Origin of the sequence: Scopulibacillus daqui (assembly GCF_016908855.1) — a bacterium.
Classification (GTDB): domain Bacteria; phylum Bacillota; class Bacilli; order Bacillales; family Sporolactobacillaceae; genus Scopulibacillus_A; species Scopulibacillus_A daqui.
Map to the genome: position 1 here is coordinate 1 of NZ_JAFBER010000003.1, position 15,000 is coordinate 15,000.

Sequence of the window (15,000 nt, forward strand, 5' to 3'; positions counted from 1 at the left end):
CGTATATTATTACATCATCAATATAAATCAACGGGATATCAGTTGGGTTAAGGAGTAGAAGCTATTACTCCTACCCCAACATTTGACGTAGAACCAAATTTTATGCGTGAGTCTAGTGTGGGTTAAAAAAGGGCGGCACAACAAAAAAGCTAACAGCGACTGTTAAATGGGTTAAGAGCGGCGATATCTTGAAAAGGTTAACAACAACTTGACGAAAGCCATATTGGCGCAAATCATTGATTGCAGCCTAGAGATTAACGGCCAGCATAGCTTAAGGGAATAAAAAGCATTTCTGTTTTTCGGGCTAATCTTGTGCCCATTCGATTTTTATGTTTATTTTATTTGCAAATCATTCAGGTCAAATGATCTATATATCATTCTTTGATGTACCTAAATCTGTGATAGATGAACTATTTTCTTTAATAACTAATGAAAATGATAGCTAATCCTGATACGCTGTTTTTATGATAGTTATTATCAATAACAAGTGAAAAATAAAGTGGAGTCAGTTATTAAGAAAAAATCACCGAGCAAGGAGAATTTTATGATTTTAAAATCAATTATGGCGGCTGTCATTGCAGGGATTCTTTTCACGTTCATTTCTGGACTTTATTCGAAATCTAAACATAAAAAAATCAACCCATCCAATATATTTTTTCAAGGCATTCTTTTTGCAGTCGTTCTTTTTGTTTTATTTTTTATAGAACGTCCTTTTAAATAAAAGAAAAGCCGACACCATATGACAGCAAAAGAGAACTTTCGAGGCAAATTTTATTTTTTGAGAAATATTTGTTGACAAAAGTCAGATGCGTATTTTATAATACTTCATGTAATCGTTGGTTTTGAGAAAATCGCAATATCATATCGATGCTGGGTATATAATAAAATTCAAGATTTGCCATCCTATACAGACGCGGAAGTAGTTCAGTGGTAGAACATCACCTTGCCAAGGTGGGGGTCGCGGGTTCGAGTCCCGTCTTCCGCTCCACGGGGCCTTAGCTCAGCTGGGAGAGCGCCTGCTTTGCACGCAGGAGGTCAGCGGTTCGATCCCGCTAGGCTCCACCAAACTCAAAAACAAATCCCTTTAGAACCTTAGACTTTAAGTTTAAGGTTTTTTGTTTGTTTGCGGAATCTTCATTTGAAGCTTATCAGAATTATTTTCAGTATATTTTATCAAGATTGAAAAATTGACATTTGACAGATGCGGTTTCCATTGGCTGTTTATTGATTAATGACATTGTGCTTAAGAATCTATATAGATGAAATATTCGCTTTTTATTGTAGTCTCTTGGGCTTTATGTATAAAATGAATATGTAGTCAAAAAGGAGGCTGTATGCAATGAGTAAACAGATATCCATTATTGGGGCGCCAATGGATTTAGGACAATCAAGAAGAGGCGTAGATATGGGCCCGAGCGCGATAAGATATGCAGGATTAGTCAGCAGATTAGAGGCTATCGGCTATGAAGTAGAAGACTGCGGTGATATTGAAATCAGCCGTCCTGAAAAAGAAAATCATGATCATTCATCATTAAAAAATTTGAAAGCGGTTACTGAAACGAATGAGAGATTGTACCAAGCTGTTGCAGAGGTTATTAATAAAAAGCGTTTTCCGCTTGTTTTAGGCGGTGATCATAGCATTGCAATCGGTACATTAGCCGGTGCAGCTAAGCCCTATCAAAACCTTGGCGTTATTTGGTATGATGCGCACGGAGACTTAAACACAGCTGAAACATCTCCAAGCGGAAACATTCATGGCATGCCTCTTGCCGTCAGCCTAGGACTAGGACACCCTTCATTAACAAGCATCGGCGGCTATCAACCTAAAGTGAAGCCGGAAAACATCGTCATTATCGGTGCACGCTCCTTGGACAAAGGAGAAAGGGATCTTATTCGGAAAGAAAATATTCGTGTCTATACGATGCACGAAATAGATCGGTTAGGCATGACTGCTGTTATGGAAGAGGCCATTCATTATTTAAAGGATCGGACTGACGGCGTACACCTTAGTTTAGATCTGGATGGATTAGACCCAAGTGACGCTCCGGGTGTCGGGACGCCGGTTTTAGGCGGTATTTCATATCGGGAAAGCCATCTGGCCATGGAGATGCTCTCAGAAGCGGACATTTTAACATCAGCCGAGTTCGTTGAAGTGAATCCGATACTGGATGAAAAGAATAAAACAGCTGAAGCAGCTGTTGCGTTGGCAGGTTCCTTGTTTGGAGAAAAGCTTCTGTAGAAAAAACAACCGCTTTAACATATTAAAGCGGTTGTTTCCCATTTCTAAGCTGAGTGCCATGTTTTTTGATATTGATAAATCAGATGATCGAGTTTTGTGCTTAGATTGATGACATCTTTTGATGACAGTGTTTGATTATTTGCGGCTATCAGCAGATAGCGGCGTGTTTTTTCGATTTCAGCCATTAATTCATATTGAGTCATGGTAAGGGTCCTCCAAGACTTTATAATATCGTAAAGGATAAAAGTATAAGTTCAACAAATAACCCCAATTCTTCCTAAATACTATTTTTCCCTTTTTAATAAAATTAAAACATGTTTTTGGGAAATTTTGTTCGTTTAGTAAAAATAATGGGGTTTATAGTCCTGAAAGGAAGAAGTGCTGTCATGGAAAGGTTTCATGTGTTTTTGGCATCGAAATCCGGATTATATTTAACTTTTGAGCTAAAGCCCATATAACAGTAGAGCACAATGAATCCAATGCCTATAAGATAATTAATAAAAGGAATAAGGAAGCCGATTAACCCTAACAGCCATAAAGGACTCATGTTAAAGGCCTTGAAAAAGCGAACAGTCCACATAATGTTCAACACAATAGGAATAATTGAAAAAATAATGATCACAGCCACATAAATGATGAAGCCTGTGCTGTCTTGAAACCCAACCAATATGGCTGTTCCGATGGCAGCGCCTAGAAAAGGGAGTAAAAACCAAAGGATATTCCAAGCGCTCTTTTTAATGGCCCAAAAAAACGGCCATAGCTGTGCAATAGGAATATAGGCCAACCAGGGATGGTTAATGTTGGCTTTTTGATACAATTTAAACATAGCCGTCGCTTGTAAAATATAAATCGCTACTAGTACGATGCACATGACAGCGCCGAATGCTCCAAAACCATACGTGTTCATAGACATGCTGTTATCCATGTTGCTCCTCCTTTTCTCATCTGGTCTCCCCATTTCCAAAGGGAATTTTTCTTAACATTAAATGATCAGCACTTAATGTCATAAAATCATTTTATTCAATCGTTATGTATTGTATGACTTTCCATTCTTTGGTTTTAAAAGGGTTGATGTGGATTTTGAATATTTATTGAATAACTGCCGCTGAATATCATTTATTTGTTAATATTAAAATGAAACCTTAGTTTTTTATCTTCGTAATGATGATTTGCTCAGAAATGAGGCTGAAAATGGAGTCGAAGATTAAACGTTTGATTAAAAAGATAAAGAAAGGCGATCAAGCGGCATTCGAAGAGATTGTCAATCTATATAAAAATCAAGTATATAATATATGCTACCGCATGGTTGGGCTGCCTCATGAAGCTGAAGACCTGGCACAGGAAACTTTTTTGAGAGCTTATACCCATATTGACCAATTTAAGAGTGATAAGACATTTTCGACGTGGCTTTACAGAATTGCAACCAATTTGTCTATAGACTATTTAAGGAAGAAAAGGCCAAGCACTTATCTCGATGCGGATATTCCCGGGACAGAAGGATTCACGATGTATATGCATGTTCCCTCTGATGAGCGGCTTCCAGAAGACCGCTTGATAGAAAATGAGAAACAGAAAATCATTCATTATGAAATTAATCAATTGCCTCCGAAGTACCGTTCCGTTATTGTTCTAAAATATTTGCAGGACTTAAGTTTAAAAGAAATCAGCAATATCCTTAATCTACCTGAAACCACAGTCAAAACACGAGTGCACCGGGCAAGGGAAGCGTTAAGAAAACGATTGCGCCATTTTTAAATGAGGTGAGGACATGGCTTGTTCATTAGAGATGAAACGGCTAATAGATGCTGTTCTTGACGAAGAGGCGACAGCAGAGGAGCAGCAAAAATTAAAAACTCATATGCATGATTGCCGTCATTGCCGGCAGCATTACAATCAATTAGTTCAGTCAATAAACCTTCTTAAAGGATTAGAACAACCGAACGTCTCGGAACATTTTACAGCATCTGTTCTGAGCGTTGTCCCAATCAGGGAGAAAGGCCAAACATTAAAACGGTGGTTCAAGCCGCATCCTGTCTTAACGGCGGCAGCTGTTTTTATCATCTTAATGATCAGCTCTTTTTTCTCTTTATGGCAATTCACGCCGTTTCAAGCTGTTGTGAAAGGTAAGGGGCGTCTCGCGTATCAAGGAAACACGGTTATTGTTCCAAAAGACGAGGTTATCGACGGGGACCTTATCGTCAAGAATGGAAACGCAAAAATAGAAGGCAAGGTAAAGGGTGATGTTGTTCTTATTCAAAGTCATTCACTTTTGGCTTCAGCCGGCCATGTTAATGGAAAGATTGAAAAGATAAACAAGTTCATGGAATGGCTGTGGTATGATATGAAAGGTTTTTTCACGCGTGTATTTTTAATTAAAAGGCTGCCGGGTTAGGCAGTCTTTTCTTTGGAAATTGGACGAGTTATGTGAGTACCCTCATAATCTGCATTTAATCAATGAATAACTAAACAGATAACTGCTTTAGAATCAGCGGAAATCCAAGTTTTTCTAAAAAGAAATGTATGAACATATAATTTTTAAATTATGCTATAATTGGGGTTGCGGCATACATGACTGATATGGAGGAAAAAGGCCATGTTTTCATGGATTCATATAAATATTTTAGATTATTTAACTGAAATTATTGATATTCTGCTAGTAACTTTTGTGATCTATAACATCATCATGGTTATTAGAGGAACAAAGGCCGTACAGTTGTTAAAAGGTATTATGGTAATCATCGCCATTTGGTTTTTGAGCAGTTTCTTTGGCCTGAAAACCTTGGAATGGTTATCTAATATCGCTATTACCTACGGGTTGTTTGCCATTATTATTATCTTCCAGCCTGAACTTCGCAGAGCTTTGGAACAATTAGGACGGGGAAGGCTATTTTCGCGCCAAGTTCCTAAGGACGAAAAACAAAAGCAAACAATTGAAGGCATCGTTAAAGCAACATCTTACATGGCCAAGAGGCGAATTGGCGCTTTAATGTCTATCGAGCGTGAAACCGGCTTGAATGAATATATTGAAACAGGCATCCCTATGCATGCTAATTTGTCATCACAGCTTTTAATTAATATTTTTATTCCTAATACCCCTTTGCACGATGGGGCGGTTATTATAAAAGGAAATGAAATAACGGCTGCCGCATGTTATTTGCCGTTATCTGAAAGTCCGTTTATTTCAAAAGAGCTGGGTACAAGGCACAGGGCTGCAATGGGAGTCAGTGAGGTTACTGACAGTATTACTGTTGTCGTGTCAGAAGAAACAGGCAGCATATCGGTAACAAAAAACGGTGAGTTGAATCGTGATATCTCTGAAGACAAGCTGAGAGAATTGTTAGAACAGGAATTAATCTACTCCTCTAGATCTAACAGTTCCTTACGCTGGAATTGGAGAGGTAAGCACCATGGATAAATTATTTAAAAGCAAATGGTTTATAAGGATACTTTCATTTCTGATTGCGTTAATGTTATATACCGTTGTGTCATCGAATGATCAATCAGCCGGGGGCCAGGCAACAAGGATCATTGGCAGATCAAGCCAGACAGCGGCCGTGACGGAGCCGCTAAAAGTCGAATATGATCAGGATAATTATGTTGTTACTGGGGCGCCTAGTTCGGTTAAAGTCGAAATGAAGGGGCCGAGTGACCTCATATTGAAGGCCAAACTATTAAGTAATCATAAGGTTTATATCAATCTTAACGGCAAGGGGCCGGGACGTTATTCAGCTACGGTCCAAACGGAAGGTTTTCCATCAGGCATCCAAGTAACGCCGATACCATCGACTGTTGATGTAAATGTTCAAGAGAAAACAGCAAAGACATTCCCAGTCAGCATTGATGTAGCTAATAAAGATAAAGTTGCGAGCGGATATAATGTCGGTGTGCCTCAAACATCCCGAGACACTGTTAAAGTGACCGGAAGCAAAAAAATGGTTGATTCCGTCGCGTTTGTTAAGGGTGTTGTGGATGTGAGCGGAGCCAGCAGTACAGTAAGGCAGCAAGCGACATTGCATGCCTATGACAGCAGCGGCAATCTATTGAATGTCAATATCAGTCCATCCAAAACCTACGTTAAGGTGCCGATCATAAGCGGGTACGCGAAAAGGGTACCCGTTCATATTTCGGAGCAAGGGTCGCTGCCGGACGGCGTCAGTATCGACTCCATCCAAGTTGAACCTCAGACTGTAACTGTGTATGGAAGCAAAGATGCGCTGAAAGACATTGATTCTATCGATGGCGTCGTCTTGCCGCTTGACAATATTACTGATGATAAGACCTTTAAGCTGGATGTTCCGACACCGGATGGAGCGAAAAGCGTTGATCCCGGGACAATTAAGGTGAAAGTTAAAGTGAAGACTTCATCGGAAAAAGGACAGAAGGGTTCATCCGATAAGGGGCAGCAAGCTGACAACAATAATGGCCAATCTGCTTCTGAAGGCGATGCCTCAGGAAGCGATGATCAAAGCCAAACTGGATCATCAAATGAAAATACGCCAAATGATAATAGCGGCAATAACAGTAATAATGACGGCAATGACAAGAGCAACAGCCACGGCGACAGTGATCATCAGTCTGGTTCAAGTTCAACGTCAACAGGAAGCTCGAGCGATTCAAAGGACAATACGTCCAAAGATGATGGGCAGAATGTTGATAACGGCCAATCTTCTAAAGATGGCGATACGTCCGCGAACGGGGACCAAAATGAAACGGGCTCATCAAACGATGGCTCATCAAATAATAGCGGCAATAATTCTGATGATAAGGGCAACAGCCATAATAACAATGAAGGCGATCAGTCTTCATCAGGCCATCCGTCATCAGACCACTCGGATAGCTCGAATGATAATTCAAACAAAGATGACGGGCAGAATAACGGCACAAATTAGCTTGAATGATCTGGATACTCATCGTATCCTCTTGTTTTTTTAGTCATTCATCATGAACGCCGGATCAAAAATATAGCGTTAAAGGCGTTTGATTCTGATAAATAATAAAGTAAGAAGATCCATCCGTTTCCTGTAACTGTTACACCCCCGGGTCAGCCCAAGGAAGCAGTTCGTGCAAGCGGCGAAAATAACAAAAATGACAATAGTGATTCTGCCGATGAAAAAGCATCGATTCAGATAAACAATGAAGGCGAAGATAAGGAGCGATAAAGAAATGGGAAAATATTTTGGAACTGATGGTGTTAGAGGTGTAGCCAATACTGAATTAACACCTGAACTGGCATTTAAATTAGGCCGTTATGGCGGCTATGTATTAACAGAGAAAACAGAACGCCCAAAAGTTCTTGTCGGTCATGATACGCGCATTTCCGGATATATGCTAGAAAATGCATTTATCGCGGGGCTGTTATCTATCGGTGTTGAGGTTATGAAACTTGGCGTTATTTCCACCCCGGGTGTCGCCTATTTGACAAAAGCTATGGGTGCACAAGCGGGTGTTATGATTTCTGCTTCGCATAATCCTGTCGCTGATAATGGCATTAAATTCTTTGGCGCAGACGGTTTTAAACTCAGCGACGACCAAGAAGAAGAAATTGAACAATTATTAGATAAGGATGAAGATAACCTGCCGCGCCCTATTGGCGCTGAACTTGGTTCGCAAAGTGCTTATTTTGAGGGCGGACAGAAGTATCTTCAATTCTTAAAGCAAACGGTTCAAGTTGATGATTTTTCAGGCATCCACATTGCATTAGATTGTGCAAACGGTGCTACCTATTCCTTAGCACCGCATCTTTTTGCAGATTTGGAAGCAGACATTTCAACAATGGGGACATCTCCTAACGGAACCAATATTAACGATGGTGTCGGTTCCACTCATCCTGAGGCTTTAGCAAAATTGGTTAAAGAAAAGGGAGCTGATATCGGCCTGGCCTTTGACGGAGACGGCGACAGGCTCATTGCTATAGATGAGAATGGCAATATCGTTGACGGCGACCAGATCATGTATATTTGTGCAAAATATTTAAAAGACGAAGGCAGATTGAACCATGACACCTTAGTGACCACAGTCATGAGCAATATCGGTCTGTACAAAGCATTAGAAGAAGCCGGCATTAAAACAGAGCAAACAGCTGTCGGCGACCGTTATGTCATGGAAGAAATGAGAAAAGGCGGCTTCTCTTTAGGCGGAGAGCAATCAGGCCATATTATTTTCCTTGACTATATTACAACTGGAGACGGCATGCTTTCAGCGCTCCAACTCGTCAATATTATGAAAGCAACCGGCAAGAAATTATCTGAACTCGCAAGCGGCATGAAAAAATATCCGCAAAAGCTTGTTAATGTTAAAGTCACGGATAAATATAAGGTGACAGAGAATGAAAAGGTTGCTCAAACGATCGAAGAAGTTGAAAAAGACATGAACGGAAAAGGGCGCATCCTTGTAAGGCCGTCCGGGACAGAACCGTTAGTCCGCGTCATGGCAGAAGCACCGACAGAGGAAGCATGCGATCAATATGTACAAAAAGTGGTTGACGTTGTTCAAGAAGAAATGGGTCTGTAAACAGACAAGATATAACTTCATAGCATAAAATAAAACAGAACGTATGCATAGCATTTATAGATCTTCTATGCATACGTCTTTTTTTTAAGTTGAAAGTGAAAGGGCATTCATGGATGTTTTAAAATCCGGCTTGCCTCATTCAAGAAGTTGACGATTTAAATTGGGAATAATCATTGACATGACTGCGTGTATTTTGTAAAATTACTAAGTGTTTATTCAAAGATAGAAAGGTGGATCGCAGAACTATTAAGATGTAAAAAGCGCCTGAACTATTCTTGATCGGTCAAAAGAATAGTTGACGAGGAAGAGGTTAATCGAATGATCGGCGGATGCCTCTCGGGTAGTGCTCACCCCCGTAAATCCCAGTCTGAAAACAGAGGGGCAACCCTTTGCACAAGGGCGGGATAGTGAGTAAAAAATAAAAATGGAAAACAAGTGGGGTAAGAAAACCCCATTGGACGCTTTCTTACCCCACTTAAGGGGGAAGATATTATGTGCGGAATCGTAGGATATATTGGAACAAAAGACGTTAAAAGTATTTTAATAGAAGGATTAAAAAAGCTTGAATATAGAGGTTATGACTCTGCGGGAATCGCAGTTATGAATGATAACGGCGTTCATGTGTTTAAAGAAAAAGGACGGATTGCTGTATTAGAAGCGTCGGTTGACCCGAATGTCACAGCAACAATGGGCATCGGCCATACACGCTGGGCAACACACGGCGAGCCAAGCAAACATAATGCTCACCCGCATCAAAGCGCGTCACGCCGCTTCACATTAGTGCACAACGGTGTCATTGAAAACTACGAAAAGTTGAGAAACGAATACCTTGCTCATGTTGAACTTAAGAGTGAAACGGATACAGAAGTCATTGTTCAGCTTATCGAGGAATTCGTTAAAGAAGGCTCCTCTGTTGAAGAAGCCTTCCGGAAAACTTTATCACTCTTGCACGGTTCATACGCGTTGGCACTCATTGATAATCAAGATGCCGAAACCATTTATGTCGGCAAGAACAAGAGCCCGCTCTTAGTCGGCGTCGGCGAAGGCTTTAACGTTGTGGCAAGTGATGCCATGGCAATGCTTCAGGTGACAGACCAATTTGTTGAATTGATGGATGAAGAAATTGTCATCGTCAAACGGGATCACATTGAAATAAAAACATTGGACGGCAAAGCTGTTAACCGTGCGCCTTATACAGCTGAACTTGATGCCAGCGATATTGAAAAGGGTACTTACCCTCACTATATGCTAAAAGAAATCGATGAACAACCAGCTGTGATGAGAAAAATTATTATGGAATACCAAGACGAAAACGATAACATCAAGCTGGATGAAGACGTCCGCCATGCTGTTCAGCAGTCGGATCGCATTTACATCATTGCATGCGGCACAAGCTATCATGCCGGCCTTGTAGGTAAGCAAATGATTGAAACAATGGCGAAAATCCCGACTGAAGTGCATATTGCAAGTGAATTTTCATACAATATGCCGCTGTTATCTGAGAGGCCGCTATTCATTTTCATTTCGCAAAGCGGAGAAACAGCCGACAGCAGAGCCGTGCTCGTCCAAATTAAGAGCATGGGCCACCGTTCCCTAACGATTACAAACGTTCCCGGCTCAACATTATCCCGTGAAGCAGATCACACTTTGCTGCTCCATGCCGGTCCGGAAATCGCTGTGGCTTCAACAAAAGCTTATACAGCACAAATTGCCGTACTTGCGCTCCTTGCGGTTGACGCAGCAAAAGTGAAAGGCATTAAGCTTGATTTCAATCCGATCCAAGAGCTTGGCATCGTTGCCAATGCTATGGAAACGCTCGTTGATCAAAAGGACGTTATTGAAAAGATCGCCCGCGACTATCTTGCAGTCACTCGCAGCTGCTTCTTTATCGGCCGCGGCATCGACTATTATGTCTGCCAGGAAGCGGCACTTAAGCTGAAAGAAATCTCATATATTCAAGCGGAAGGCTTTGCAGGCGGCGAACTCAAACACGGTACCATCGCCTTGATCGAAGAAGGCACACCGGTGATTGCCATCGCCACTCAAGCTCACGTTAACGGCAGCATCCGCAGCAACGTCAAAGAAACCGTTGCCCGCGGCGCCCACGCCTGCATCGTCAGCATGGAAAGCACAAGCGAAACAGGAGATCAAATCGTACTCCCTGAAGTACATGAATATCTCACACCACTTGTTTCCGTTGTACCAATGCAGCTCTTAGCCTACTACGCTGCATTGCACCGTGACTGCGACGTCGATAAGCCAAGGAATTTGGCTAAGTCAGTAACGGTTGAGTAAGTTTGCAAGGGAAAGCAACTTTTAAACCCTAACTAGCTGTTTGCTATGTTAGGGTTTTGTTTTGCCTTTTTTCAGGCGCGGAATCTAATTGGCCAATCCTGCTTATAACGTGTTTGCTTTCGATTAAAGTCATTGGAGATATAGTGATGTGATGTAATAATATGTTAATATGTAAATGGGCGAAGAGTCAGATGATACAGACAAGTAGCGGTCAATTTGTTTATTTCAGGGGCTGTCATTTTAATATGTGCCTTTTTGGTCGGCAAAGATAAATATAAATGGTTATTAGCCGGTTTTAGGAATCGAAAAGATGATGCAAAGATTTATTATTCATTATTGGGCGGATCAATGATCGTTGGCAGTGTTATTGACGATCCTTGTGTAAACGGCTTTATTTTGCCAATGTTTGTGATTCTTCTTTCAATAATAACTATGATCAATGCAGCAGCCATGAAGAGAAAAAATGTGCATTAACTAACCAAATGATAATATCAAAGGGATAATGGGTGAGGCGTTTTAAAGTTTTTTATATTAAGCTTAATCATCGTTTTGTCCGTAATGTATGATTGTTTTTTGTTTGCTGATGAAAGAAAAAGATGGGGATGGATGAAAAATTGGTCTACGGGAAGCAAGTTCATATTTTTCGCTTGCTTTATCATTGTTTTGTTTATAGTTAATATGGCCATAAACTCGGATTTACTATAATCATTATTTGGATTTATATGCTCAATCGGGGCACTAAGGCCATTGCGCTTAGGCTTAGGCAGGCGCTTATGTATCATCGCCCTAAAATTAAAGTTCCAAGGACAATCGTGGAAATGTTTGTGTGGTGTTAATTTTTGGAATATGCCAGCCATAAGTCCCTGCTCATCATAACCGAACCTAATAACTGGGATCGGTAAGTGGGCTATTTTTTGCTTTTGTGAATAATATAATGAGTCTATTACAGAACCACTCCGAGCTGGACGGTTTACCTTTCATTGCAATTAACACCACAAGTTCTTCCTATCGGCTGAGGAAGAACTTGTGATTTGTCGAACCATCTTTTTAAATCATTTTCCGGGAAATAATGACGGGATTCGACTTAATATTATTTATGAATGACATAGGTTTAGATTACGTCATAAAGTCTATTTATTTCGGCACCTTTTGCAAACTTGGATCATTTGATCTTGATCAGTTTGGTGCGAGTACAATAGCTTAATGCCTGTTCTGCCGCATAACGGGCACTTTCCTCGTCCTCTATGGGGCAGATTGCCTAATGTTTTACCCCGGTATCTTTTAGCCATTTCCTTTTCACTCCATTTTTTGATTCTTTCTTTATTTAATGATGGAATGGCATAAATATTGTTAGGCATTTAATGGTTTTATTCCTTCTGGGATAAAAATGTTGATTCCTTTTAATTCATTTTTATTTTACTATGGTATGTAAGAATATTTGAAAAGGGGTAATAAGCGTTGGAAATTCGGTATCCAATAGGGGAATTGCACTTTCCAAATGAGATAAAACAGAGTCATATAGAGCTTTGGATTAATTAAATAGAAGAAGCTCCAGTTAAATTGAATGAAGCAGTCAAAGGGCTGGCGCAGGAGCAATTAGACACACCTTATCGTCAAGGTGGATGGAAACTGTATCAAGTTGTCCATCATTTAGCTGATTCACATCTTAACGGTTATATCAGAATTAAAATGGGTTTAACAGAGAATGAACCAATAATTAAAACCTATGATCAAGAACTTTGGGCGGAATTAGAAGATAATAAATGTCCGATTGAAGTCTCATTAAATCTGTTCTCGTCGGTGCATAAGCGCTTCGCATTTCTTTTAAAATCTCTTAATAATGATGAGCTTAAAAGAAAGGTTTGCCACCCAGAAAGCGGCCTTCTTACTATAGAACAGCTAATCGCTACTTACGCTTGGCACGGAAAGCATCATACCGCACATATTATATCTTTAAGAGAACTGAAAGGATGGTAAAACTCAGGAAAGTTAATTTCTTCCATTTCACACACTTAAACGTTTTTAGGGTTTTTTATAGGGCATTGGTAAACAAAGGAGTTGCAAATGACGAGAAAAATCATACATTTAGAAGGCTTTATTATCCTTATGGGCACAATCTATTTATATTCATTCAATGATTTTAACTGGTGGGTTTTTTTCTTATTTCTGTTGGTTCCAGATATTTCAGTGTTGGCCTATTTCATTAATCAGCGTATAGGAGCAGTCATTTATAATTTGTTTCATACTTATTCAATATCAATATTTAACCTCTTAATAGGCGCTTTATGTCACCAAGAGTTAATGCTTGCAGTTGGATTAATTTGGACAGCCCATATTGCGATGGATCGAATGTTAGGATTTGGGCTTAAATATAATACTTCATTCCAAGATACGCATATTCAAAAACTGTGAGAGTACTTACTTTTAAAATGATGATGCTTGCCTGATATCAAAAAACAGCTTCGAGCGGGAAATCATTCGTATATTGGAGTTAAATGACACAAATATTGTTTTGTATCCTAAAATGTAAGGGGATATGAAAAATAACTTAAACCAAATTGGTGGTGAATGAATTTGGAACCTAAATGGCTGACTTGGGCAAAACAATTACAATCCATTGCACAAGCCGGGTTAACGTATTCTAAGGATGTTTATGACTTGGAAAGGTTTGAATTAATAAGAAATATTAGCACTGAGATTTTATCGGAATATACAGACACAGATAAGACAGTGATCAAAGATTTGTTCGCCAATGAAACGGGTTATGCAACACCTAAAGTAGATATTAGGGCTGTTGTATTTAGAGATAATAAAATATTGATGGTCAGAGAAAATACTGATGGTGAGTGGTCTCTGCCCGGCGGTTGGGGTGATATAGGATTAACTCCTGGTGAAGTCGCAGTTAAAGAAGTAAAGGAAGAGTCGGGATTTGATGTGAGATCCGTTAAATTGATGGGGGTATGCGACAAAAAATGTCATCCGCATCCTCCTTCGCCCTATCACGTTTATAAGATATTTATTCAATGTGAAATCATTGGCGGCCAACCTAAAGAAGGGCTGGAAACGAGTGCGGTAGGGTTTTTTGAAGAACATCAACTGCCGCCATTATCAAACGCTAGAAATACAGAATCACAAATCAATTGGGTTTTTAAACACTTACATAATCCTCAAGAACCTGTATACTTTGATTAATTTTAAAACAAGGCTGCACTCAGGTTTAAAAATGAATGGCGGAATTTTACTAAGGAAACAGCTGTATTGATCAGCAGGAGATTAATACTTATTGAACAGAGAATAAAAAGGAATTTTCAGAACCTTTTTCGAATAACTACTTGAACCCAGGCTGTACGGGAGGTATACCATGATTCAAGTTTCATTAGTTCCACACGATTTAAAGTACGCACGGTCAATGTCATCTCAATCTTCCGTCCCGCAAGTTAAAAACGCTCTGGGATTAAGTGATGAACAAACATCACTAAACGGAACTATCGATTTTATTAAGTTTATACTGAAACAAGAAAAATTAGGAAAGCAATATTCAAGAGTTATTCTAAATGAGGAAGGGAATTTGTCAGGAGTTATAACACTTAAAGATATCAATCAAACAGATAAATCAAGCCATATTGGCACTTGGATAGGATACCAATATTGGGGAAAGGGATATAATCAGTCAGCAAAGGCAAAAATGCTGCATACTGCATTTACTATACTGGATTTGGAATATGTTTTTGCCGGAGCCAAGTTGACAAATATACGTTCTCAAAAGGCTCAGGAAAAGCTGCCCTATATAAGAATCGGAGCAGAAAAGGAATTTCCAGAATAACATAAAAAATTGGAATCTCAAGTAAATGAACCTTGTATTTTAAACGTCATTGAAAAGGATACGTTTTTAGAGTGGTATTCAAAACAAGACAAATCATTATAACAGGCGGAGGGCATTTTTTTTAAAAAAAGAA

General features: G+C 39.7%; 14 protein-coding genes, 2 tRNA genes and 2 pseudogenes. 15 read left to right on the forward strand and 3 right to left on the reverse strand.

Translation table 11 applies throughout. The annotated features are described in order from the left end of the window. Positions 1-487: 487 nt before the first annotated feature. From JOD45_RS03340 to rocF, 4 genes are all read left to right on the forward strand, one after another. Positions 488-721 carry a hypothetical protein gene (locus tag JOD45_RS03340; RefSeq protein WP_205002467.1) on the forward strand — a complete coding sequence of 78 codons (234 nt, stop codon included), beginning with the start codon at positions 488-490 and terminating at the stop codon, positions 719-721. A gap of 192 nt (positions 722-913) precedes the next feature. Then, positions 914-988 (forward strand) — tRNA-Gly (locus JOD45_RS03345). Position 989: 1 nt separating this feature from the next. Continuing rightward, positions 990-1,065 (forward strand) — tRNA-Ala (locus JOD45_RS03350). A 274-nt stretch (positions 1,066-1,339) separates the two neighbouring features. After that, positions 1,340-2,239: an arginase gene (gene rocF, locus JOD45_RS03355; protein WP_205002468.1), complete on the forward strand. Its 900-nt coding sequence runs from the start codon at positions 1,340-1,342 to the stop codon at positions 2,237-2,239. A gap of 44 nt (positions 2,240-2,283) precedes the next feature. Here rocF and JOD45_RS03360 read toward each other — a convergent pair whose 3' ends face one another. Then, the gene (locus tag JOD45_RS03360; RefSeq protein WP_205002469.1) at positions 2,284-2,442 is read right to left on the reverse strand and encodes an aspartyl-phosphate phosphatase Spo0E family protein; all 159 of its coding nucleotides are present in this window, start codon (positions 2,440-2,442) and stop codon (positions 2,284-2,286) included. A 194-nt stretch (positions 2,443-2,636) separates the two neighbouring features. Further along, positions 2,637-3,164 (reverse strand): hypothetical protein, encoded by a 528-nt coding sequence (locus JOD45_RS03365; RefSeq protein WP_205002470.1) that lies wholly within the window; start codon positions 3,162-3,164, stop codon positions 2,637-2,639. A gap of 266 nt (positions 3,165-3,430) precedes the next feature. On the opposite strand from JOD45_RS03365, the gene sigW reads away from it, so the two are divergent. The 7 genes from sigW (at position 3,431) to JOD45_RS03400 (ending at position 11,518) form a co-directional block, all read left to right on the forward strand. Then, a complete protein-coding gene (sigW, locus tag JOD45_RS03370; RefSeq protein WP_205002471.1) occupies positions 3,431-3,994 on the forward strand; it encodes an RNA polymerase sigma factor SigW in 564 nt (187 codons plus the stop codon). 13 nt (positions 3,995-4,007) lie between these two features. Beyond that, on the forward strand, positions 4,008-4,631 hold the full coding sequence (locus JOD45_RS03375; RefSeq protein WP_205002472.1) for a zf-HC2 domain-containing protein: 624 nt from the start codon (positions 4,008-4,010) through the stop codon (positions 4,629-4,631). A 201-nt stretch (positions 4,632-4,832) separates the two neighbouring features. Continuing rightward, positions 4,833-5,654, forward strand: a complete 822-nt coding sequence (cdaA, locus tag JOD45_RS03380; protein ID WP_205002473.1) for a diadenylate cyclase CdaA — start codon at positions 4,833-4,835, stop codon at positions 5,652-5,654. Then, positions 5,647-7,128 (forward strand): CdaR family protein, encoded by a 1,482-nt coding sequence (locus JOD45_RS03385; protein ID WP_205002474.1) that lies wholly within the window; start codon positions 5,647-5,649, stop codon positions 7,126-7,128. The genes cdaA and JOD45_RS03385 overlap by 8 nt, the downstream gene beginning before the upstream one ends. Positions 7,129-7,402: 274 nt before the next feature. After that, positions 7,403-8,749, forward strand: coding sequence for a phosphoglucosamine mutase (gene glmM / locus JOD45_RS03390; protein WP_205002475.1), 1,347 nt, complete (start codon positions 7,403-7,405; stop codon positions 8,747-8,749). A 492-nt stretch (positions 8,750-9,241) separates the two neighbouring features. Beyond that, complete coding sequence (glmS, locus tag JOD45_RS03395; protein WP_205002476.1) at positions 9,242-11,044, forward strand: glutamine--fructose-6-phosphate transaminase (isomerizing); 1,803 nt, start codon at positions 9,242-9,244, stop codon at positions 11,042-11,044. A gap of 255 nt (positions 11,045-11,299) precedes the next feature. Next, positions 11,300-11,518, forward strand: a complete 219-nt coding sequence (locus JOD45_RS03400; protein ID WP_205002477.1) for a hypothetical protein — start codon at positions 11,300-11,302, stop codon at positions 11,516-11,518. 656 nt (positions 11,519-12,174) lie between these two features. On the opposite strand, the gene JOD45_RS03405 is transcribed toward JOD45_RS03400, so the two are convergent. Continuing rightward, on the reverse strand, positions 12,175-12,402 hold the full coding sequence (locus tag JOD45_RS03405; protein WP_205002646.1) for a hypothetical protein: 228 nt from the start codon (positions 12,400-12,402) through the stop codon (positions 12,175-12,177). Positions 12,403-12,502: 100 nt separating this feature from the next. Between JOD45_RS03405 and JOD45_RS03410 the strand changes: the two are divergent. The 4 genes and pseudogenes from JOD45_RS03410 to JOD45_RS03425 all read left to right on the forward strand — a co-directional run bounded on the left by JOD45_RS03410 (position 12,503) and on the right by JOD45_RS03425 (position 14,969). Then, positions 12,503-13,021 (forward strand): annotated as a pseudogene (locus tag JOD45_RS03410) (YfiT family bacillithiol transferase). A gap of 87 nt (positions 13,022-13,108) precedes the next feature. Then, a complete protein-coding gene (locus JOD45_RS03415) occupies positions 13,109-13,456 on the forward strand; it encodes a DUF4260 domain-containing protein (protein ID WP_205002478.1) in 348 nt (115 codons plus the stop codon). Between the two features lie 162 nt (positions 13,457-13,618). Further along, positions 13,619-14,236: an NUDIX hydrolase gene (locus JOD45_RS03420; protein ID WP_205002632.1), complete on the forward strand. Its 618-nt coding sequence runs from the start codon at positions 13,619-13,621 to the stop codon at positions 14,234-14,236. Between the two features lie 169 nt (positions 14,237-14,405). Then, positions 14,406-14,969, forward strand: a pseudogene (locus JOD45_RS03425) (GNAT family N-acetyltransferase). Positions 14,970-15,000: the final 31 nt, after the last annotated feature.

Coding starts and splice junctions, on each gene's coding strand:
- glmM (WP_205002475.1), top strand. CDS start 7,403: ATGGGAAAATATTTTGGAACTGATGGTGTTAGAGGTGTAGCCAATACT.
- cdaA (WP_205002473.1), top strand. CDS start 4,833: ATGTTTTCATGGATTCATATAAATATTTTAGATTATTTAACTGAAATT.
- JOD45_RS03365 (WP_205002470.1), bottom strand. CDS start 3,164: ATGGATAACAGCATGTCTATGAACACGTATGGTTTTGGAGCATTCGGC.
- glmS (WP_205002476.1), top strand. CDS start 9,242: ATGTGCGGAATCGTAGGATATATTGGAACAAAAGACGTTAAAAGTATT.
- JOD45_RS03385 (WP_205002474.1), top strand. CDS start 5,647: ATGGATAAATTATTTAAAAGCAAATGGTTTATAAGGATACTTTCATTT.
- JOD45_RS03415 (WP_205002478.1), top strand. CDS start 13,109: ATGACGAGAAAAATCATACATTTAGAAGGCTTTATTATCCTTATGGGC.
- JOD45_RS03360 (WP_205002469.1), bottom strand. CDS start 2,442: ATGACTCAATATGAATTAATGGCTGAAATCGAAAAAACACGCCGCTAT.
- JOD45_RS03405 (WP_205002646.1), bottom strand. CDS start 12,402: ATGCCTAACAATATTTATGCCATTCCATCATTAAATAAAGAAAGAATC.
- sigW (WP_205002471.1), top strand. CDS start 3,431: ATGGAGTCGAAGATTAAACGTTTGATTAAAAAGATAAAGAAAGGCGAT.
- rocF (WP_205002468.1), top strand. CDS start 1,340: ATGAGTAAACAGATATCCATTATTGGGGCGCCAATGGATTTAGGACAA.
- JOD45_RS03375 (WP_205002472.1), top strand. CDS start 4,008: ATGGCTTGTTCATTAGAGATGAAACGGCTAATAGATGCTGTTCTTGAC.